This is a genomic window from Bradyrhizobium sp. F1.13.3 (genome assembly GCF_040548265.1).
In the GTDB taxonomy this organism is placed as follows: Bacteria; Pseudomonadota; Alphaproteobacteria; order Rhizobiales; family Xanthobacteraceae; genus Bradyrhizobium.
The window spans coordinates 1-20,699 of the sequence record NZ_JBEPRI010000036.1 but is presented as its reverse complement, the minus strand read 5'-3'; the positions used below and the strand labels follow the sequence as shown (position 1 = coordinate 20,699).

General features: G+C 57.9%; 15 protein-coding genes and 3 pseudogenes. 8 read left to right on the top strand and 10 right to left on the bottom strand.

Annotated features, from left to right (window positions below; all coding sequences use genetic code 11):
- Positions 1-99: 99 nt before the first annotated feature.
- Both ABIB66_RS42190 and ABIB66_RS42185 read right to left on the bottom strand, forming a co-directional pair.
- Positions 100-366, bottom strand: a pseudogene (locus tag ABIB66_RS42190) (hypothetical protein); the annotation flags it as partial.
- 808 nt (positions 367-1,174) lie between these two features.
- Positions 1,175-1,501 (bottom strand): PilZ domain-containing protein, encoded by a 327-nt coding sequence (locus ABIB66_RS42185; RefSeq protein ID WP_354259799.1) that lies wholly within the window; start codon positions 1,499-1,501, stop codon positions 1,175-1,177.
- Here ABIB66_RS42185 and ABIB66_RS42180 point away from each other — a divergent pair.
- Positions 1,451-1,642, top strand: coding sequence for a hypothetical protein (locus tag ABIB66_RS42180; protein ID WP_354259839.1), 192 nt, complete (start codon positions 1,451-1,453; stop codon positions 1,640-1,642). The genes ABIB66_RS42185 and ABIB66_RS42180 overlap by 51 nt on opposite strands.
- A gap of 709 nt (positions 1,643-2,351) precedes the next feature.
- Positions 2,352-3,870 (top strand): annotated as a pseudogene (locus ABIB66_RS42175) (MFS transporter); the annotation flags it as partial.
- A gap of 513 nt (positions 3,871-4,383) precedes the next feature.
- On the opposite strand, the gene ABIB66_RS42170 reads toward ABIB66_RS42175, so the two are convergent.
- The gene (locus ABIB66_RS42170) at positions 4,384-4,821 is read right to left on the bottom strand and encodes a GNAT family N-acetyltransferase (RefSeq protein ID WP_354259833.1); all 438 of its coding nucleotides are present in this window, start codon (positions 4,819-4,821) and stop codon (positions 4,384-4,386) included.
- Between the two features lie 885 nt (positions 4,822-5,706).
- Here ABIB66_RS42170 and ABIB66_RS42165 point away from each other — a divergent pair.
- The 6 genes from ABIB66_RS42165 (at position 5,707) to ABIB66_RS42140 (ending at position 13,770) form a co-directional block, all read left to right on the top strand.
- Positions 5,707-6,330: a DUF6338 family protein gene (locus ABIB66_RS42165; RefSeq protein ID WP_354259796.1), complete on the top strand. Its 624-nt coding sequence runs from the start codon at positions 5,707-5,709 to the stop codon at positions 6,328-6,330.
- A gap of 1,498 nt (positions 6,331-7,828) precedes the next feature.
- Positions 7,829-8,710, top strand: coding sequence for an ABC transporter permease (locus ABIB66_RS42160; RefSeq protein ID WP_354259793.1), 882 nt, complete (start codon positions 7,829-7,831; stop codon positions 8,708-8,710).
- 115 nt (positions 8,711-8,825) lie between these two features.
- Positions 8,826-9,500, top strand: a complete 675-nt coding sequence (locus tag ABIB66_RS42155) for an ABC transporter permease (protein ID WP_354259790.1) — start codon at positions 8,826-8,828, stop codon at positions 9,498-9,500.
- Between the two features lie 8 nt (positions 9,501-9,508).
- On the top strand, positions 9,509-10,591 hold the full coding sequence (locus tag ABIB66_RS42150; RefSeq protein WP_354259787.1) for an ABC transporter ATP-binding protein: 1,083 nt from the start codon (positions 9,509-9,511) through the stop codon (positions 10,589-10,591).
- A gap of 70 nt (positions 10,592-10,661) precedes the next feature.
- A complete protein-coding gene (locus tag ABIB66_RS42145) occupies positions 10,662-11,711 on the top strand; it encodes an extracellular solute-binding protein (RefSeq protein WP_354259784.1) in 1,050 nt (349 codons plus the stop codon).
- A gap of 889 nt (positions 11,712-12,600) precedes the next feature.
- Complete coding sequence (locus ABIB66_RS42140; RefSeq protein ID WP_354259781.1) at positions 12,601-13,770, top strand: M24 family metallopeptidase; 1,170 nt, start codon at positions 12,601-12,603, stop codon at positions 13,768-13,770.
- 277 nt (positions 13,771-14,047) lie between these two features.
- Here the strand turns inward: ABIB66_RS42140 and ABIB66_RS42135 are convergent.
- The 7 genes and pseudogenes from ABIB66_RS42135 to ABIB66_RS42105 form a co-directional block, all read right to left on the bottom strand.
- Positions 14,048-14,978: pseudogene (locus ABIB66_RS42135) on the bottom strand (IS256 family transposase); the annotation flags it as partial.
- Between the two features lie 45 nt (positions 14,979-15,023).
- Complete coding sequence (locus ABIB66_RS42130) at positions 15,024-15,461, bottom strand: P1 family peptidase (protein ID WP_354259830.1); 438 nt, start codon at positions 15,459-15,461, stop codon at positions 15,024-15,026.
- Positions 15,427-15,723: a P1 family peptidase gene (locus ABIB66_RS42125; RefSeq protein ID WP_354259778.1), complete on the bottom strand. Its 297-nt coding sequence runs from the start codon at positions 15,721-15,723 to the stop codon at positions 15,427-15,429. The genes ABIB66_RS42130 and ABIB66_RS42125 overlap by 35 nt, the downstream gene beginning before the upstream one ends.
- 84 nt (positions 15,724-15,807) lie before the next feature.
- Positions 15,808-16,638: an ABC transporter permease gene (locus ABIB66_RS42120; protein WP_354259776.1), complete on the bottom strand. Its 831-nt coding sequence runs from the start codon at positions 16,636-16,638 to the stop codon at positions 15,808-15,810.
- 5 nt (positions 16,639-16,643) lie between these two features.
- Entirely contained in the window at positions 16,644-17,894 is a 1,251-nt protein-coding gene (locus ABIB66_RS42115) for an ABC transporter permease (RefSeq protein ID WP_354259772.1), read from the bottom strand.
- 67 nt (positions 17,895-17,961) lie between these two features.
- A complete protein-coding gene (locus ABIB66_RS42110; protein WP_354259769.1) occupies positions 17,962-19,032 on the bottom strand; it encodes an ABC transporter substrate-binding protein in 1,071 nt (356 codons plus the stop codon).
- 93 nt (positions 19,033-19,125) lie between these two features.
- On the bottom strand, positions 19,126-20,379 hold the full coding sequence (locus ABIB66_RS42105; protein ID WP_354259766.1) for an ABC transporter ATP-binding protein: 1,254 nt from the start codon (positions 20,377-20,379) through the stop codon (positions 19,126-19,128).
- Positions 20,380-20,699: the final 320 nt, after the last annotated feature.

The window sequence follows — 20,699 nt, the reverse complement described above, 5'->3', positions numbered from 1 at the left end:
TGCTCCAACCCGTTTTGCGGGCGGCTCGCCGGCCGATGCTTGCCGGACGATAATCGCTCGACTGCAACACCAGGCGGGTTGGCCCGAGCTTCTGGGCTACGGGTCTGGATAACGCGACCGGACTTCCATGAACTCCAGCACCGCGCGCCCCTTCTCCGTGATCCGCCAACCACCGTTTAAGCGCTCGATCAGCGCATCCGAGAAGATGTTCAGAGAGGGCACGCGAGCGGCTAGTCGCTTGGTCCTCTGCGCCCAGTCGGGTCCGCTGGTCGCAAGTATGGCCATGTCGCGCTTGATGTCGGCCATCACGGCAAAACCGCCCGGATAGCTGACCAGGATCTTCAGCACCGTGACTTGAAAATTCACTCTCGCGACTACCGCCACATTGCGCGCGCTCCGGAGAGAGCCTTGCGTCCCACCAGCTTAAGCCGGACAGTCGCCGTCTTGCCCGCCGTCGAGCAAGCCCGGGCTTTGCAAGCCCCATCGCGCCAATGACCAGACTGATGGCCAGAGACGATCTGGCAAACCTGATCTATTAGCGGAAAGGAGAGTGCCATGGTGGCAGGATCGAGCATCGAAGCCCCCAAGAAGATGCCATTCCATCCGAATCGTTTTGTGGGGGTGAGACGCACAGCTAACATCTCTGCCTCGGCGCACGGCGCCTGAACACATCCGCAGTTCACATTCCATTGTGGCATACTGTTTCTCTGGATAGACGCTGTAGGGAAGCTCGAATCAATTGAAAAGCCCTACTGTCGGATCGGGCTCGAACGCAAGAAGCGGTTGCTAGGCACCCCAACTGGCGGCGAGAGCGTGGCCGATACCGATGTCGTTCCTTCTAGGGTTTCCATCTCCGCCGTCGCGGCGCCGACATCATCGGATGCTGGCGAGCTTTGCCGAGCTTCCGGAGCCACGACTGGCAATTGGCGTCTCGCCGGGCAAGAGCATCCGCTGACGCAAGCCCAAAACAGTCGTAGCAGTCCGACGGAATCTGCGGACCTGCGGCAGTGCCACACGTGAACCCATTTCCTCCACACGGCCCGAAAATGCTCGCCTGCCCTGGGCGGCTGCCAGAACGCGGTGGGCCACCGACACGTTGCGGTCAATCCGCTGATGACGTGCGATCGGGCGCCTCAGTAGATCAACAAGGGCGATGGAATAGTGATTCTTCCGCTTAATCTGACACTTGGGTTGGGGACGCCGCCCGGAGGATCGTGCGCCCGCCCGCAGTCCATCTCATGACGAACCGCACGCTGACCTCCTGCCCGTCTAGTCGAACCAGTTCGCATCGGCGGAACGCCAACCCTGTCCTTGACAGCAACAGGAAAAACCGACGTGATTTCAGGAAATCCGTCGTTCCACTGATGCGCAGTCCGGCGCCGGGATCAGAAACATCGATGAGTACGCAATCGCGCCACCATGTCCCATCAGACCCCAGGAGAGTGGCTCTGTGCTCATGCTCAAATTGAACGCGCCTCGCCTTCCGCTTATTCCAATTCATACATTCACGCTGTTCAATAACAGCCTCAATGGTCGTATAAAAAGTTCGACCCAAATACTTCCGGTCAAAGCAAGTGCTGCTGCCGAGACTCAGTCCGTCGGCTGGTCACCGGCCGGAAACAGCGGCGAGAAGATCGGCTGATAACTGAAGAGTAGACTTAACCAGAGCAGAGCGAGCCCTGCTCCGGGAGGCAAGTGAGTTTGCATGATCCGCCTCGTCGTTGAGAGCGCCAATTGCTGCCAACGACTCAGGCTGAGCCGAATTATCTCGTTAAATTGACGCATAGTTTCTGCTGCTACGCTGCAAGGGCGCATTTTCTCGGCGTATTTTTCGAGCCGCTCGCCGTGTTGCGGTGGCAAAAAAGGTTATCATCATGCCTGAGACATCTGGCCGCGAGGGAGAGCCCAGCGGTTCGGTTTGTCCTGGCCACACAAGCCAGGGCGCAGCCAGTTGTGCGGTCTGTCAGCGCAGCCTCGGATGCGGCAGGGGGTGTTGTCATTAGCTGGCCGGGCAACAGCCCGGGTTCATGCTGCGTCCAACCGCGTCCATGGCACTCGTCACCGCCAACGCAGCAGTTTGCCCGATCGGCGCCAAAAAAAAAGCTTGTCTCTGATGAGCGTGGAGAGCCCCTTCGCGTTCGAGACATCGATCGAACTCGTGATCGTTTCTGAGGTGAGTCGAGTGCATCCTGCGGGTGGTTGAACCCGCGCTGACGATCGTCATCGGCAAGCGTCCATGTAGAACCGGCACTGCGAGTGCCGCAAGAAGCTGTACCGAAGCGTCGGCTCCTTGTCAGACCGAGTAGCCGAAATCGTAAACGCCAGAGAAGTGATCTGCGCAACGCGTTTTGACAGCATCCGCTGATATGGTCGCACTGGTCCAGACCGCCCTGACGCTCCCAGTGATATTTATTGCAATGCCTGCCGGCGCGATCGCGGATATGTATGATCCGCCGGATCGTGTCGCTTGTTGCACTGGGAATTGCATTCGCGGGTAGCCAGTGCGCTCACCATGCTTGCATTGCTCGGCCTCGTCACACCGCCCCTATTGCTCACGTTGTGCTTCGTGGTTGGGAGCGGGGTCGCGCTGCGCGACCCAACTTGGCAGTCTTCCGTCAGCGAGCAGGTCCCGCCCGAGGCGCTGCTGGCCGCAATCGCGCTGAACGGGATGAGCTACAACATCGCCCGCAGTGTAGGCCCGGCGATCGGCGGCATGATCGTTGCGACCGTCGGCGCAGTAGCTGCTTTCGCGCTGAACGCGTTGCTATATATACCGTTGATAGTCGCGTTGCTTGTATGGAAACGAGTGCCGCAAGTGTCGCGATTGCCGCGTGAACAGTTCATTCGCGCCATCGTTTCTGGCGCTAGATACATCACGAATTCCCCGTCGATCAAGATCGTCTTGGTTCGCTCTATGCTCACGGGCTTGATCGGTGGCGGGATTATTGCTCTGATGCCGATCGTTGCGCGAGATCTTCTGCAAGGCGGCGCGCAAACCTATGGTCTGCTGCTGAGCGCCTTCGGTCTCGGTGCCGTCGTTGGCGCGGTCTACATTCCTGAGATGCGCAAGCGCCTCAGTGGGGAGGCGTCCATCCGCGCCTGCGGCTTGTCGATGGGTGGAGCGCTTGTGGCGGTTGCGCTAAGCCGCGATCCGATGTTGACAGCGGCCGCGCAGGTCCTGGCCGGGGCCGCATGGATGATGGCATGGGTGTTTTTCAACGTAGGTGTGCAGCTGTCGGTTCCCCGCTGGGTCGCCGGACGTTCGCTGGCGCCCTATCAGGCCGCGGGATCAGGAGGGGTGGCGCTCGGTAGCTGGTGCTGGGGCAGTCTGGCTGACGCTGCTGGTGTGCAAACGGCCCTGCTGATCTCGGGCGCCTTGATGCTGCTTTCGCCCTTGTTAGGGCTCTGGCTAGCCATGCCGCGTGTCGGCGGGCGCGGTGAAGAGCCCGAATTGCTCGATGATCCTGACGTGCAGCTCGCTCTGACCGGCCGGAGCGGGCCTTTGGTGATCGAAACGAATATCGAGTTGCCCAGGAGAGAGCGCGCGCGTTCCACAATGCGATGCAACCGGTGCAGCTGTTCCAGCAGCGCAATGGCGCCTATGGATGATCAATCGCGCGGGATATTAGCGATCCGGAATTGTGGACCGAGCGCTACCACTGCCCGACGTGGTTCGACTACCTTCGTCTGCGCAACCGTTCGACTCGATCGGAGCGGGCGCTGGAGCGAGAAGCCGCAGCCTTTCACATCGGCCCTGATCCTGTCCGGGTCCGTCGCATGTTGGAACGCCCGTTTGGGTCGGTGCGCCGCAAGACAGAAATGGAGAACGAGCTCCTCCTCAATGAGAGTAGTCCCGGCAGGATCCGCTAGCTGGAGCGTGCCGACTGAGCGGTAAGCTGCAACGGTCTTTACTGGAATGTGCCGAATCAATAACCGGCCGTGTAGCGCAGCATCGTTCAAGTCCCGCGCGGTAATAGATGCTTGCGGCCCTTTCGATGATCGGTGGCAACGAGGCGACAGCGTACGATGTCGGACCGTCAACGCACCTCATATATGAGGCCATGAGGCAAGCGTGTGGCGTGTCTCTTGAAAGCCCGGCTCGCGAGCATGCCGTACCGAAGCACCATGCGCAGAACGAAAGAAGTGACACACACGAATTCGTGTGCGAGGACCGCCAGCACCGCTTGCGACTGCTGCTGCCCGTCATCGAGAGCACTAGTAGTCGGAAAGGCAAACCGTGCCGAAAGTTGTTTAGCCCGAACGGTGGGCTAACGGGTCATATTTGCCAAGCAGAATTGGCGGCCCGCTGCGCGGCTCGCGACCGCGGAGTTCCGCGTCCCGATCCTACTTGGTGGTGGTCATTTCTGTGCTCAGGATCGACGCTTATGCAAATCTAGCAGCTGACGAATCTGCGATACGGCGGGGTGCGGCACGTCGTCGCCGAGAGTGCAAGCGCGATGGTCCCGGAGAGCATGCTTGCGCTCGTCGGCTGGCCAGACCGTGCAGTGGCAACTTGAGTCGAGGGCCGATCTCTGCGAAACCCGCCTTAAGGTATAAGGCTGAATTGGGGTTCCGGCTCCACACCGGCTGATTGGGAGCTCCCACTTCAAGTTGGCCCCACCCCTTAGTCGTTCCCAATTCTACAGCAGCTTCAATGAGGCGCATCGCGACCCCGGATGATCGCTGGTCCGGCACCACGTAGAGCTCAGTAATGATGCCGTAGGTTCCGCTCGCAAAGAGAGCCGCGCTTTCCGACAACATAATGATGCCGACCGGGCGCTCGTCCGAAACAGCAAGAAATCCTGAAACACGGTCCTTCATTGCCAGGCGATCGGCCACGAGCTGCTCATTTAGGCTGGCCGCGCTTGGCCGGCCCCAAGTTCGGCAAGCAGGGCGGCCACCATTTGGCTCACCGTTGTTGCATCCTCGACAGACACTTCACGGGTGGTCACCATCTCATTTCTCCTTCACGCTTTCCATAAGCAGCCGCCACGTCAGAGCAGATTCCGTGGAGCATCGACCGCTCGGCACAGAGTAGATATGGTGCCATGTTGAACGTCAGATGACGGCTTTCTTCAAACAATTGGGAGCGGGCTTTGAGTTCTTTGCTCCGCGTTGAAACTGTTGTCTCTCCATTCGAGGAGCGGCGGCGCGACCAGCGCGCAATACAATGAGTGGACCGCGAGTTCCGGAACGATGAGCCGGCCAAACGGATGCTCTCGTCGCAGGAGCAGCACTACTGCTTGGTTGAACGGCCATTCCGGTTAGCAGGGCTCCGTTTCTCAAGCAGCTGCCAGCCAATTAATACTCTCAAAAGCATCGAAGGTGCGAGTCGAAGGCGACCTATATTTTATCGCAATTGGAAAACCCGCTTCTAAAATTGAGGGCGGAGCGGCGCAGAGTTGCTTGTCGTGTGCGGTCGGCGGCGATTTACCGGGTCAATCAGTTCGTCACGTAAACAGCCTCGTGCACAGCCATCCGCTTTCGCGCCGGCTCGGCTCAAAGGCTCGAGCGCCGCGACGGCTATGAACATTGAGGCCCTCGTGCCAAATCCGGCGATGCGACCCGAGACAAGTATTCAGTCTCGTTGATCCAACCAGCAAAATGGTCGCTCTCTTAAATGACGTCTGAAATGTCGCCGGACGCGCGCGATCTTCCGCCTTCGGTACACTTTTCAGTGGATCGAAATGGTCCTACAACGAGCAAATGGACGATTTAACAAAGCTGATTAACCTACCATGGGCCAGTCTACTTACTCTGGCGAGTGGCTATGCGGGATATTTCGTTGCGAACGTAGGGATACGCGAGCACCATAAGACGATTGACGTGGTATTTTCGTCGCTCGTGTTTGGGTTCTTCGGAGCATTCGCATATAACGCGAGTCAGCGTCTGCTTGGACTTACCTTATCGTGGGCGTCGCTCATTGCCTTTATCTTTGCGTTGGTGCTCGGCGGGTGCTGGAGCCTGTTCGGGCGAAACGTCTTCGAAAAAATCTTGCGCACGCTGCGCATCAGCTATGCCGATGAACTTCCGAGCGCTTGGATGGCGCTATTCAGCAAAAAGAGAGTTGCGACGCAGCTTTCTGTGAAGCTCAAGGATGGCACATGGCTAAAATGTGACGATTTGAGCAGGTTCACCTCCAGCCCGAATGGACCCTGCGTCCTTGGTGCAAAAGGTGACGTACTCATGTACATCACCCATGTGCAATCATCTGTCTCCGAGGTCTTCTTTGCGCGTGATTCCCTGGCTGATGCTTATTGGGGCGACGAGGTTACCTACATCCCAGCAGACCAGATAGCGAGGATCGATTTTCGTCGTCGGCGCACCTAGTCCTTTCGTGGATTTGGCGGTGGCGTGGGAGCTGGTGCAGAATCTGTTGGAGGAACGTAATTGCCGTCGACGCCTTTACTTGGCTGAGGCGCCTGAGGCACGTAGTTCTTCTTCATTACGTCAGGACGATAATTCTCAGTCAAATGCGGCCGTATCGGTTTTTTCGCTTCGTCGGACATAACGTCTCCATCAAGAAAATTGTGCAGCGGCAGACTACCATCTTGCGAGCCAAGAACACGGGCCGCTCGCCGTTGTAGCGACAGACATCTTTCGCAGCAAGGAGTGTCTAGTCGGACACATCACGGTTGCGAGCACGGATCGCGGCCACCGTTCGCACTGTCTTGCCCTTGGCTCGGCGGGAGAGCGTAACAGCCCTGCGGCCGACAGCTGTGCCGGAGTTGCAGCCCAAGCGCGCATGAGCACGTCGCGCCGGTTGAGCGATGGTCGCTGCTTCGATTTTGCCGCATTCGAGGCGAGGAGGCCGATCTCGTCGAATGTCCTGCTCCTCAAGAGGATTGTATATCGCCACGACATAAAACCGTTCGATCCAGAATTGGTGCTGCGCTCGTCACCAATTGCGCAAAGCGAGAGCAGTGAGCGTTGCTGGAGTCCTCGACGAGGTGGCGCGTAAACAAAGCGACTCGCCGGCGGCGTCTGGAACAGGCGTTTGGGGCATTCAATCTTTCGCGATGTCCTGCCGGAGAGCGCTATACCCTCGCATTGCACTGACTCAGACAGCGCGCATGCAGGAGAGAGCGGCACTCGCGCTGTTTCGACTGCAGCGTCCACGAGCCGCCGCCGCGCCTATATGGAAGTGCAGACTGGTGAATGAAGCGCAAGCTATCGTTACAAACATGGTTGCTGCCTAACAGGCAGCGCGCAGATTCCTTTGCCGTTCTCACGAATGCGCGTGGGCACCTAACTAAAAGCTGCGGGCAAACCATTGTTTGCGCATTAAACAAGCAAATTCGGGATCGCAATCGCAGACACTCAGCGCGAAAGGCGGGTATTGGAGAGTGTGGCTTGCGCAGACGACGTCCGCGCAAGTCCTGGAGTCCCAGGGGTGGGAATTCTCGGCCCCTGATACTCCGTTTCAGTCGCCTCTTTTGGGGCGTTTCCTCCCTGACTTGGCCGTGCGAAATCCCGCACGGCCATTTTTCATGCTGGAGTGAGGGTCGGGGTCCGAAAGGATTCGCATCCATTGGTCGTTAAGGCATCTGACGCCCTGCTACTTCACGCATCAAGCCTCTCGATGACCTCCGAATGGCTCTGCAGAACGCTCTGCCAAATGCTCCTTCACCTGGCCTAATTCGAGTGCATATAGCGTAAACGCGCAGAATTAATGCGACATTTCCCCCAATATTAGCGGATTGCGTCGAGGACCTCGGTTAGCCTCGAAGGACGAAACTTAGCAGGCGAGCCGAAACGTTTTGTGTACTTCGTAACCGCGGGCTGGACGGCCGAGCCGTCTGTTCAATAGCTTCTCTGAGGGATGGGGATGAAATCCTCCAAAGCAGAGGTGGGAAGCAAAAAGCAGTACCGGTTGCTCCTCCTGGTCCCGGCGCTCCTTACGCTTGTCGTCTTTCTTTTGATTCCCGCCGGCCTCGTGATGCGGATAAGCCTCTACCCTGGCACCAGCAGCATCGGGGCGGAAGGCTACTCGCTCGCTCAATACGCAAAGTTTTTCGGCAATTCGCTGTACCTATCCGTGCTTGGAGAGACCGTCGCGTATGCACTGATTGTCTGCTTGGGATGCTTGGTCCTCGGCTTTCCGGTTGGTTATTCCCTGGCACGCCACCCTCCGTCAAAACGCCGCCTGCTCATGCTGATGGTGATCGTTCCACTGACATTGAGTCTGGTCGTGGTTATTTTCGGTTGGCTCGTGCTGCTCGGCCGACATGGCATTGTGAACGACATTCTTGTCGGGCTGAGGATTGTATCGCGCCCGCAGCAGCTCCTGTTCAACCGGACTGCCGTGGTCATTGTGCTGATTCAGCAATTTCTGCCCTTCATGATTCTATCTGTCATGAATGTGGTCATGCAAATAGATCCGGTTCTCGAGCAAGCTTCAACAAGTCTGCGCGCAAACCGCGCGCGAACATTCTTAAAGGTCATTATTCCACTTTCGACGCCGGGCATTTTGGCCGGATTGTCGCTGATTTTTGTGATGGCCGTTTCCGCATTTGTAACGCCGCGGCTCGTTGGCGGACCTCGTGCTCAAATGCTCGGGGGATTTGTTTACGATCAAATCCTGTCCACATCGAACTGGCCATTTGGCGCTGCAATGGCGTTTATTCTGCTCGCCGTCGGATTCGGAGTGATGGTGGCCTTAAACTTGACGATCATACGTCCACTCACGCGAGGGCTCTATGCTCCCTGACATTCTGGATAGAGCACTTGGCGGGCTAGTCAGGATTGTTTGTGGGCTCGTATACGTTGCGCTCACATTACCAGCAATCGTGGTGGTCGCGACATCCTTTACGTCGGGAGACGAGATGCGATTCCCGCCGAGTGGGCTTTCTTTGCGTTGGTATTCCGCATTTTGGGAGAGTTCGCTTTTCATCGACGCGCTGGCTCTAAGTCTCAAGCTGGCAACCATTGCGACAGTCTTGTCCCTCCTGATTGGTTTCGCCGCCGCATTTGCTATCGAACGTCACAAATTCTCGGGCCGGGAGCTGATACGAGGCTTTGTTCTTTCTCCGCTGCTGATCCCAGCAGTAGTGTTGGGCTTGGGGCTAATGCAGCTACAGGTTTTGATGGGGATAAGTCAAACGTTTGTCGGGCTGGTTATTGGTCATGTGGTCGTGACGCTGCCGTTTGTCGTCCGCACCTTGTCAGCTAGCATGGTGTTGTTTGACCAAGATCTCGAGCAGGCGGCAATGAGCTTGCGTGCAAAGCCGATGAAGGTTCTCAGGACGATAACGATCCCGCTGCTCGCACCAGGAATCATCTCTGCGGGTGTGTTTGCATTCGTCACTTCCTTCGGAAACGTCAACTTGTCGGTATTTTTGGGTGCCGGCGGCAATGTCACCCTTCCCGTTCAGGTGTTGGCTTATGTTGAACAAACCGTCGATCCGCTTGTTGCCGCCGTATCTTCGGTCGTCATTGTCATCACACTGGTTGCCATTTTGATCGCCGACCGCCTCTCGGGGCCAAGGTCCGTCATCTGAGGAGCAGCATGCAAATCCTTGCACGAGATGCGGTTGTGCGCGCCGTCGAGCGCGAAACAATCGTTTCATTTCGTAATCTTCGTAAGGATTACGGCGCAGTTACGGTTGTGCCAGACTTTTCGCTTGAGATCCGCCGTGGCGAGCTGGTTTGTCTTCTCGGCCCCTCGGGATGCGGCAAGACCACGACGCTTCGCATGTTGGCCGGGTTTATTCAGCCGACACGCGGGAAGATCATGATCGAAGGCGAGGACGTGACATACGTCCCGGCATACAGACGCGACGTCGGTATCGTCTTTCAGAACTACGCGCTTTTTCCGCATATGACCGTCGCCAAAAACGTGGAATACGGCCTTACTAATATAGGGATGAAGAGGCAAGACAGGTCAGGCCGGGTTCAGGATATGCTGGGGCGTGTCGAGCTGGAGCACCTCGCCGAACGATACCCGCGCGAGCTTTCGGGGGGACAGCAACAACGGGTAGCACTTGCTCGAGCGCTCGCTCTTCGGCCAAAAGTGCTGCTGCTTGATGAACCCTTCTCCAATCTTGACGCGCAACTTCGGGTCAGACTTCGTGAGGATCTGCATGCCCTCATCCGAAATCTTGAAATGACCACGCTCTTTGTCACGCACGACCAGGACGAGGCGCTCACCCTTGCTGACCGTATAGTGGTCATGAACAAAGGCGCGGTCGAACAGGTAGGCAGCCCTGAGGAGATCTACGATGCGCCAGCGACGCGGTTCGTTGCAGAGTTCATCGGCCGATGCACGCTTTTGGAAGGAAATATTGTCGGACACGAATTTAGAACTGAGGGCGGATTGACCCTGCCAGCTTGTGGCCTACCACGAAGAGCTACGGTTGTTATCAGGCCCGAGAACGTCAAGAAGTCACACGAGCTCCCGGGGGTGCTCGCGCGTCAGGCCACCATCGAAGGCACGGATTATCACGGTGCTATGACCCGGCTGCAGCTTCGGCTAAATGGCTCCAGAATCATCATGGATACGCAATTTGCGGTTGGCCAGAAGCCCAAGCCCGGGGAGCAGCTCGACGTCGCTATTGACCCCAGCAACGTCCGTTTTGTGCCCCCGAGCTAACGAACTTTCGGGCGGATTGGCCGAGCGCCGGTCAGTCTTCCTACAGCAGTAAATGACATAGGAGCAGTTCATGAGAAGAAGAGACTTTCTCGCACTCGGCGCCGGGTCGGCCCTCGGCGTGCTGGCCGCACCAGCGGTACAGGCTCAGCAGAAAAAGTTTTCTGGAGTGACGCTTCGTATCAACGGCTATGGAGGCAATTATGACAAGGCCCTAATTCAGGGCGTGGCAAAGCCGCTTGAAGAAAGCACCGGCCTCAAAATTGAATATATTCCCTCAAGTACGTCGGCGGATCTGGCGAAGCTGATATCGAACAAGGGCAATCCGCACATTGATCTATTCATGGCCGACAGCCCACTCATGCCTCAGGCTATTGCGGGCGGGATATTGGAGGGCATCACGGCCTCCGATGCCCCCAATCTTTCGCGTGTTCTTTCTGGCTTCCGCGAATTTGGTGACTACGGCGCGCCTTTCAGCGTCGCGTCAATCGTGCCTGTCTATAATTCCAATACGATCAAGCAGGCACTTACCTCATTCTCAGACATCGCGCGGCCCGACTTGAGGGGCAAGGTGTCGACCATGCCTGCCAACGCTTACACGGGGTGGATGGTCTTGCTCGCTCTTGCCGAAGGCAACGGCGGGTCTCTGGCCAATATGGAGCCTGCTTTTAAAATCATTGCAGCAGCCAAAGAGAACATTGTCGCCACGCCCCCCAGCTCCGTCAGTCAACTCCAAGCATTCACCCAAGGAGAAGCGGAGGCAGGAACGTTGTGGGAAGGTCGAGCGTACGAGGCACGCAAGTCGGGTATTCCGCTTGAAACCGTCATCGCGCGAGAGGGCATTTACGCCGTCACTTCGTACACAAACATCGTGCACGGATGCCGGAACAGGGAGGCGGCCCTCGCCTACATCAATCAGCTTCTTTCCGACCAAGGCATGCTTTCAGTCCCCAAAGCGCTCCGCTACGGCCCGACGACGGATGTAGCCCTTGGTGAACTCGCGGCCGATATCCTGATCAACTCTCGAGAGCGCGCGGCATTGAAAAAGCCGATCGACTGGAAGTCCTTTATGGAGCAAGGCCCAGCGCTGGGCGAGAGAATGACCAAGGAGCTGAGAGGTTAGTGACGTTCAGCAACAGTGCGCCTAGCCAACGGCTCTGGCGACCTGCCCCGTTTTGGTTCGCCCTGCCGCGGACGTCACCTGGAGAAGAAATCTTTCGAGGAGGCGAATATCTCAAGCAGTCCGCGCGACAAACGTCGCGCAAGAGTGCGCATTCGGCCGCAATATTGCAGTTTTGCTGCGTTGGTGCAGGGCCTGTCGATGGCATCCGTTGGTGTAAATCTGCTATGAATGTAGGGCTCGGCATGGCGGCGGATGAATCATGGAAACAGTCGTGAACAGTTTGCGTTCGGTTGCCGAAGAGGGCCTCACCATCAACACGCCTCCCTCCATGCGGAGCGATTGGCGGCGAACACATGAGTTGTGTTACGCAATCGGCGCATCTGCTCTCATCAGCGACACTGGCATGGGCAGTCGGTTTCTGCGATTAGGCCTCGACGCAGTCAATGAAGATAGCGGTTCTCGCAACACGTCGCCTCTCCGGCCGAGCGGCAGCCCCGTTGCCGGGCTGACGCCAGCCGCGCCCCGTCACTCGCTGTTCGGGTTTCAGCAAGCACTCCGGGGGACACACGCCAGCGTTGGAGCATCTGACGGCCTGCTCGCTCCGAAAACCGAACTGTTGGTCGGACACTGCTTGGGCCAGCTGAATTCGTAGTGGCCCCATGATGGACCCCCGCCCGAACTACAAGGCCTTCGGATCGTTGATGATCGGCGATCTCGCTGAACTGACTAGCGGCTGCAGTTCGATTTCGTCATTGAACGAGTTGCGGCAGGCCACAAGCTCTTCACGTGAGCGGGAAGGAAGGGCCTCCTTCTCTGCACGACTGCACTCGCGGCTGCCCGATCAAAAACGCTTCCTAACGACCAAAACCTAACTCGAGGAGTTGAAATCATGACAATGGCCAAAGGCTCGCAACCGTTCCCGCGATCTGAATATCTGAGAAGATTGACTGCTGTTAAGGCGGAGATGAAGCTCAGGGAAATTGAAGTCCTGGTGGTCACGACTCCAGCGAACATTACCTACCTCTCAGGATATACGTCTAAATCCGGGTATGTGCCCCAAGGCTTGGTCGTCTCTCTTAAGGATGAGGAGCCGACCTTCATTACGCGTCGCATGGACGGACCGGCTGCAATTCATCAGATGTTTATTGATCGCGGCAACGTGATTGGCTACCCGGAAGCCCTCATCGCCAATCCCGAACGGGATGGATACGACGCGATCATTGAGTTCATTCTGGACAAGGGTGTGGGACGCAAGGCGATCGGTCTTGAAGCGAAGTTCTTACCGGCATTGACCGTTGCAAAGTTCAAGTCTCGTGCCGCTGAATCGAAAATTGTTGATTGCACAAACGCCGTCACCTGGATCCGCGGCCTGAAGTCGGATCTGGAAATCGCACTGATGCGCGAAGCCGCCGCGATCTCCGATGCGGGTATGCTCAAAGCGAAGGACGTTATTCGATCTGGTGTACGCGAAGCCGATGCATCGGCAGAGATCATTGCAGCACTCGTGCGCGGCGCCAACGGTAAGCCGGGTACTGATGTTGCGAGTTTTTATCTGTGCGCAACACCTCGCACCTCTACTTGTCACATTCGTTGGACCGAGGACGTCTTCCAACAGGGATCGCAGATTAATCTCGAACTCAGCGGTGTTCGACACGGCTATACGTCCCCATTGATGCGCACATTTTCAATTGGCAAGCCGTCCGACAAAATACGGCGGCTGCATGAAGGAGAGGTCGCTGGTTTGGAAGCTGCCCTTGCCGCGGCCAAGACCGGACGGACCTGTAGCGACGTCGCGGTAGCGTTCAATACGACGCTGAAGAAGCACGGCTTTGAGAAGGAATCACGGTGCGGCTACGCTGTTGGTATTGATTGGACGGAACCGACGGCCAGCCTGAAAGAGGGTGATATGACGGTTCTCAGGCCGAATATGACCTTTCACCTCATGCTCGGGAACTGGATTGACGAAGACACCGGCTACGTGATCAGCGAAACGTTCCGGGTAACTGACGCCGGCGGCGAACCATTCACGGAGGTGCCGCGCGAGCTGTTCGTGCTTTGAGTCTAGGAGAGCGTCACCGCAAATAGCTCTCGTCCTTCAGGCGCGGCGGCGAACCACTTGTGCTGGGTGGCCAGTGACTCGTGCATGAGCCGCCGGGCTTCCTGGCGCAATGTTCCGATGATTACCATGCGTGATCCGGCCATCGCCCCCCCCCCCGACGGAGCGCGACGATGCTCATGCTGCCTTCGTGTTTAGGGAACACACTCAGCCTCCGCGAGCATCCACCTTTCGAGGCTCATTCCCGCACCCCGCATGGCTCCTATCTACATTTCGAACCCAGCACGCCCTCATTGAGGAAGATGCTGACCACCTCGGTGCGCCGCTTGATCTCGCCGCCGACGCGCTCAATCGGGTTGGTGGTCGGCGACCTTCCGCCATTCGGTGCGGGCGGCCTCCGGATCGTCTTGGGCGAACGCGATCGCGGCAGAAACGGCGCGCCGACGCTCTTGCCGGGGCGCGTTGCGAATGAAGTGGACGCGGCGCCGTTGCCAGCTGGCATTGAGCACCTTGGCGACCGTGGCCTTGATACCTTCGTGGGCATCGGACACGACCGAGCTTGACGACCCGCAAGCCGCGGCGGGCGAGCTTGCGCAGGAACGCCGTCTAAAACGTCTCGGCCTCGGACGGCCCGATGTCCATGCCGAGCACTTCGCGTCGACCATCGCAATTGACCCCGACCGCGACAATCACCGCGACCGATACGATGCGGCCATTCTGGCGCACCTTCACGTAGGTGGCGTCGATCAACAGATACGGCCAGTCACCCTCGATCGGACGGGCGAGGAAGGCCGGAAGGCCCTTCACCTTGTCGTCGATCTCACCGCCGCGTCGGCTGACCTAGCTCTTGGAAATGCCGGTCATGCCCATGGCCTGGACCAGATCGTCGACCGAACGGGTCGAGACGACCTGCACGTAGGCCTCCTGCACTACGGCGGTGAGCGCCTTCTCGGCCATGCGGCGCGGCTTCAGGAAGTCCGGGAAGTAGGAGCCCTTGCGCAACTTGGGAATCCGCAGTTCGACCGCACCGGCGCGGGTCTCCCACATCCGATCGCGATAGCCGTTGCGTCGGGCCAGACCCTCGGGGGTCTTCTCGCCGTAGGCCGCCCCCGGTCTGGCTTTCGACCTCCAGCTCCATCAGGCGCTGGCCGGCAAAGCCGATCATCTCGCGCAAAAAATCGGCCAGGGGTCTTCTCCACGAGTGTGCGCATGTTCAGCCATGTCGTCGGCCCCTGCTTAACAGATTAGCGCAAAACCTAGGCTCGCTGATCAGCAGAAAAAAGCTGCCTCAGGGGCTCAACATTGATGGCGCGACAAATCCTGTGTGCATGAACCGAAGGCACGTCCTCGCCCGCCAAGAGAGCGTTGATGACTGCCTCGTCTATTCTCTCAACGGCAGCTTCGTAAATCGGCTTGAGATGCCCAGAGTTGAGATAGGTCACAGTGCGAGCGACTTCCAAACGCGACGACATGGGTTGCGGATTAGCCCTTGTGAACGCTATAAAGATATGGCCTGAACTGTTGCCGCCGATCGTACCAGATCGTCCAATGCCGATGGCGGCGCGTTTAGCGGGTGCCCGTAGCGACAACTCCGAGAGCGGCGCATCGGTTGCTAGGGCCACAACGATCGAGCCGGTCTCGTCCTCATGGATTCTGTCCTCAGCCATGAGGTGGCCGACGGGCTTTCCAAGTATGGTGAGCCACGGCCTTTATACCAAAATAGGCCTGAACGAGGGCAGCGATCGTATAGGTCTGGCCTACCGTCACCAAGCGCGAAGAGGTGCCCGTTGCGCCTTTGAATTCATATGCGATCATACCGTTGCCACCACCCGTCGATCCTTCCTCCACAGAACCTGACTGCGCACTTTCTAGGGCAGCACGAGCGTGCTCGGGTCTGACCGACAGACGCGTGACGTTGTTGAGAAAACCGTCGTAGGTCTCAGCCGGGACGGGCATCGCGAGCGCGTCTAACACCGGCTAAACGGGTCACATCATCCGAGCATTTAGTCAGCTTCATTGGATATCTCGGATACTCATAGTTCAGGTGTTGCGGCTACTGCGCAGCCGCTGCGAGCGTCTGCGCAGTAGCTCAGCAGTAGTCAGCAGGGCGAGGGAAAACAGGATCAGTACGCTGGCAGCCGCAACAATGGTCGGGCTCATCTGCTCGCGCAATCCGGAAAACATGACCATGGGCAAAGTGCGCTGCTCGGCACTGGTGACGAAAAGGGCAACCACCACCTCGTCGAACGAGGCAAGGAAGGCAAAGACCGCACCGGAGATCATGCCGGGGAATATGAGCGGCAGCACGATCTTGAAAAAAACAGTGAGCGGCGGCGCGCCGAGCCCAGCGGCTGCGCGGGTGAGCGTGTGGTCAAAACCTACGAGCGTCGCGGTCACGGCAATGACGACGAAAGGTGTTGCAAGCATGGTATGCGCCAGAATTAGTCCGCTATAGCTGTTGAGCAATCCGATCTGAGCATAGAGGAAATACACGGCCACGGCCGTTATCACGACTGGAACGATTATGGGTGAGATCAACAGACTTACTACTAGGGTGCGCCAGGGGAAGTTCGGACGGCTAAGCCCGAGCGCAGCCAGCGTGCCTAGCACCGTCGATAGCAGAGTGACCACCACTGCGACGAAGATCGAATTGTGCAGCGCGTCTTGCCAACGGTCCGACAGGAAGAATTCTTCGTACCAGCGCAGCGAGAATCCCGCCATGGGATACGTGAAGAAGGGAACCGAATTAAAGGAGAGTGGCAGGAGCGCAAAAATTGGTGCGATAAGAAACAGCAACACCGCCCCGCAAATCAATCGGTGCAGATAGTGCCAACATTTCTCTATTGGAGAGGCATAGGCGACGGCAACCATCGTTTTCACCCCATCTTGAGCCGATCGACGCCAACCAGCTTATTATAGATATAGTAGAGCAGCAGAGTAGCAGTTAGCAGGATGGCGCTAAGAGCCGATGCCATGCCCCAATTGAGCTCCGCGTTCGTGTAGTGGGCGATAAAGTAGCTGATCATCTGGTCGGATGCTCCCCCGACGAGCGCGGGGGTAATGTAGTAGCCTAGGCACAGGATGAAAGTTAGCAAGCAGCCGGCCGCGATGCCTGGCACGGTTTGGGGAAAGTAGACCTTCCAGAAGGCGTAGAATGGGCCGGCGCCGAGCGAACGTGCGGCACGGACGTAGCTGGGCGAGATGGTCTTCATCACGCTGTAGATCGGCAGCAGCGTTACGGGCAATTGAATGTGGGTCATGGCCACAACCGTGCCGACCCGGTTGAAAATTAGCTCCGCTGGGTGCGATATGACATGAAGCGTCATCAGCATATCGTTGATGATGCCGTGCTGCTGCAGGAGCACGACCCACGCTGAGGTGCGCACCAGCAGCGAGGTCCAGAACGGCAGAATGACCATGATCATCAACAAAGTGCCGGTCCTCGGGGGCAATGTCGCGAGAAGATAGGCCAGAGGAAACCCTAGCAGCAGGGTCGCTGCGGTCACGGCTATGCTGATGCCAAACGTGCGCAAGAAGACGCCGCGGAACAGCGCGCTTTCCGGCGGCGAGGCGACGATCTGGTTGTCGGGCCCATATTGGAAATCGACCGAACGCAGCAGGTAATATGCCGTATAGGCCGAGCTTCCGCGCCTGATTAGGCTCCAGACGTCGTGCCGCCCCCAGAGGGGGCTGATCTCGATCAACGCCGCTTTGTAGGGGCCGGCGGAAAGCGTGCTCGCTTTTCTGCCACTCGAGGTGACCAAGCTGACAATGCCGGGTATCTCGTAGTTCATCCGCTTGCCGATCACGGTTGCTGTTTTCTGGGCCCAGGCTTGCTTAAGGTCGCCGGCAAGAGCGATATAGACGCTCTCGTCGGGTAGGTCTTTTCCGTCCCAGGCGCTTAGTGCGGTCATGGTTCGCGGCAGAAGCGTCAACAACGTATCGTCGTGGATCGCGTTGAACATCATCCGGCCGATCGGAAAGATAAAGGTGATCACTACGACCAGCAGGAGCGGCAGGACGAGGGTGAAAGCCCTCATCTTGCGCCGGCGCTCGACACGCTGCAGCTTGATCCGCAGCGGAATGCCGTCCGCGCGACCGGCTATTTGGGCGGCCGTCATCGACATGGACCCTCTCTCTCAGGTCGTCCGTTTGAGGCGGCGAAGAGAACGGAAGTCCTCGTAGTTACCTGTTTCACTGCGCAAGCCAGGCATTAAAGCGCTGGCGTAGCTCGTCGTCCTTCTCAATCCAGAAGGTAGTGCCGGCTTCGGAATCCAATGCATTGGCCATATGCTCAGGCGTAGTCTGAAGGTCGGGAAGGATCGTCGGATCGACGAGCGCCATTGCATCCTTGTTAGCGGGACCGTAGGGGCTGTATCGCGTCAGCTCGGCCTGCGACTTAGCCGAAGCGGCGAAGGCGAGGAACTTATAGGCCTCGTCCAGTCGTGGACTGCCCTTGGGAATCAGCCAGTTGTTCCAGGTAAACGCCTGTGCATCCCACATGATCGCGAAGTGTTTGCCGGAGTTCTTGATGGAATCGTAAATGGTACTGTACCACGCCGCGGACATGATAGTCTCGCCGGCGTCCAGTAGCTGCCGCGGCTGGGGACCGGCTGTCCACCAGATGATATCCTTCTTGATAGTGTCGAGCTTCTTAAAGGCTCTGTCGACGCCCTCTGGCGTGCCGAGGACTTTATAGACGTCCTTGGTCGGCACGCCATCAGCCATCAGCGCCCATTCAAGATTGGGATAGGGACTCCTCCACATTCCTCGCTTGCCCGGGAGTTTCTTCGTGTCGAACAGGTCGGCGATACTCTTCGGGCCGTTCGGCAGCTTGTCCTTGTCATAAGCGACGATCGTACCAGAGGCTAAGGTTGGCACCCCACAGTCATGCACTTCGCTTGAAATGAATTTGGTTCGGTCCAAGCCCAGCTTCTTCCAGTCGATCGTCTCAAGGAGGCCCTCGGCACACATTTGAGCACCCGCGCCGGTTTCAGCGTCGAGCACATCCCAGTTGACAGTCTTGGTTTCGACCATGGCGCGGACTTTGGCGACCTCGCCGCCGTACTCATTTTCGATGACCTTGATTCCGGTCGCCTTAGTGAAGGGTTCGAAAATGGCTTTGCGCACGTTCGTTTGATAGGGTCCACCCCAAGAGGTGACAGTCAGCTGATCCACCGCAAAAGCAGGCATAGCTGGCATCAACGTGCTCGCCGCCAAGCTTGCCGCGGCTATGGCACTGGCGGTCATCAATGTTTTTCTCATCGATTGCGTTCTCCCTCTTATCCAATCCCCAGGATGGGGATGGCGTCGCCGAAAGCCGATCGCCGCGTTCGCGCGGAATCTCGGGCCATCAGGTCATGATGCGTCGAGTGCGAGACAATCCTCAGTTTTCCAGCCGATACTGATCGTCGTTCCCGGCTCGAGCTGCACAACACCTTCCGAATTGGGCAGCTTGATCACAAAGTCATCATGGCCGCAGACCGAGACCCGGGCGCGAAGGTGGTCGCCCAAGTAAATCAGCTCCATAACTCGCGCGCTGAAGGTATTGGGCAGCGAGCCGGGCGGCGGGTTCAGCTTCACTCGCTCTGGCCGCAACGACAACACGGTCGGTCGCCCGACCGTGTCGACATTCATCACAAGCGCCTGCACGCTGGTCTCTCCCGAAACGTCTACCTTGCAGGTTGTGCCATCCGTCGCGACGAGCCTGCCAAACAGCCGGTTATTTTCCCCGATGAACTGGGCTACGAACGCGTTCTGCGGCCGCTCGTACAGCTGAGCAGGGGTGGCGAGCTGCTGGATGACCCCATCGTTGAACACGGCTATGCGGTCCGACATGGTCAGCGCCTCGTTCTGGTCATGCGTCACATAAATCACGGTGATCCCGAGATCTTCGTGGATATGTTTGATCTCCAGCTGCATTTGCTCGCGCAACTGCTTGTCCAGCGCACCGAGTGGCTCGTCCATCAGTACGAGCTTGGGACCGAAAACAAGGGCGCGAGCAAGCGCGACGCGCTGCTGCTGGCCACCGGAAAGCTGGCCTGGTCGGCGCCTGCCCTGAGCACCAAGCCGGACCATGTCGAGCGCTCGCTTGATCCTGACCTCGACCTCGACCTTACCCAGCTTGCGCAACTTAAGGGGGAAGGCGAGGTTCTCCTCCACGGTCATGTGTGGGAATAGCGCGTAGTTCTGGAAGACCATGCCGATGCCGCGTTTGTGCGGCGGCAGCTTGTGGATTGAACACCCATCGAGAAGGATGGAGCCTTGTGTGGGCACCTCGAAGCCGGCAAGCATCGTGAGGGTCGTCGTCTTGCCGGAACCGGAAGGCCCTAACATGGTCAAGAATTCACCTCGCCCGATGTCCAGGTTAAGATCTTTAACGACCAACGTTTCCCCGTCGTAAGTCTTCTGGATGTGGGAAAACCTAACAAACGGATTATCCGGCCCTGAAATTGATTCTCTCCCTGGTCCTGCCGCTTGCCCTTGCAGGGCGTTGCCGCCGACTAGCACATCACCACGTTGTGTCTTGGCGCATTGCATCTTCTTGAGCGCGGACGCCTCATGTAGACCGATCGTCGCGGTCTCCTCCGCACGATTAGTCAAATGGCGCATCCCTTCCTCCCCTGCGTCTATCTGCGCGATAGGAGCCAACACAATGTCTCTGTCACTACGCAAGTATTACCGGGCTCAAGAGATGAATTGCGTCGATTTGTTGACGCGAACAGCCGCAAATCCGCACCAACTCAGCAAGTTGCGACGCGATACGGACCTAGAACAGTTCTGGATCACTGATCGCCATGTGAATGGGCCGAAGGGTTTGAGTTTAGTTCTTCTAAGCGTAACCCTACGCGGTAGGCCGCAGCGCGCTGATCTTTCCAGTTAACCGTTAGAGCTCGTCGGACTCCTCGGTTTTCGGCTTCATCGTCGCAGCG

Bases quoted from the DNA above. Each gene is read 5' to 3' on its own strand.
- ABIB66_RS42185 (WP_354259799.1), bottom strand. From the start codon at position 1,501: ATGAATTGGAATAAGCGGAAGGCGAGGCGCGTTCAATTTGAGCATGAG.
- ABIB66_RS42170 (WP_354259833.1), bottom strand. From the start codon at position 4,821: ATGAAGGACCGTGTTTCAGGATTTCTTGCTGTTTCGGACGAGCGCCCG.
- ABIB66_RS42165 (WP_354259796.1), top strand. From the start codon at position 5,707: ATGGACGATTTAACAAAGCTGATTAACCTACCATGGGCCAGTCTACTT.
- ABIB66_RS42160 (WP_354259793.1), top strand. From the start codon at position 7,829: ATGAAATCCTCCAAAGCAGAGGTGGGAAGCAAAAAGCAGTACCGGTTG.
- ABIB66_RS42155 (WP_354259790.1), top strand. From the start codon at position 8,826: ATGCGATTCCCGCCGAGTGGGCTTTCTTTGCGTTGGTATTCCGCATTT.
- ABIB66_RS42150 (WP_354259787.1), top strand. From the start codon at position 9,509: ATGCAAATCCTTGCACGAGATGCGGTTGTGCGCGCCGTCGAGCGCGAA.
- ABIB66_RS42145 (WP_354259784.1), top strand. From the start codon at position 10,662: ATGAGAAGAAGAGACTTTCTCGCACTCGGCGCCGGGTCGGCCCTCGGC.
- ABIB66_RS42140 (WP_354259781.1), top strand. From the start codon at position 12,601: ATGACAATGGCCAAAGGCTCGCAACCGTTCCCGCGATCTGAATATCTG.
- ABIB66_RS42125 (WP_354259778.1), bottom strand. From the start codon at position 15,723: ATGCCCGTCCCGGCTGAGACCTACGACGGTTTTCTCAACAACGTCACG.
- ABIB66_RS42120 (WP_354259776.1), bottom strand. From the start codon at position 16,638: ATGGTTGCCGTCGCCTATGCCTCTCCAATAGAGAAATGTTGGCACTAT.
- ABIB66_RS42115 (WP_354259772.1), bottom strand. From the start codon at position 17,894: ATGTCGATGACGGCCGCCCAAATAGCCGGTCGCGCGGACGGCATTCCG.
- ABIB66_RS42110 (WP_354259769.1), bottom strand. From the start codon at position 19,032: ATGAGAAAAACATTGATGACCGCCAGTGCCATAGCCGCGGCAAGCTTG.
- ABIB66_RS42105 (WP_354259766.1), bottom strand. From the start codon at position 20,379: ATGCGCCATTTGACTAATCGTGCGGAGGAGACCGCGACGATCGGTCTA.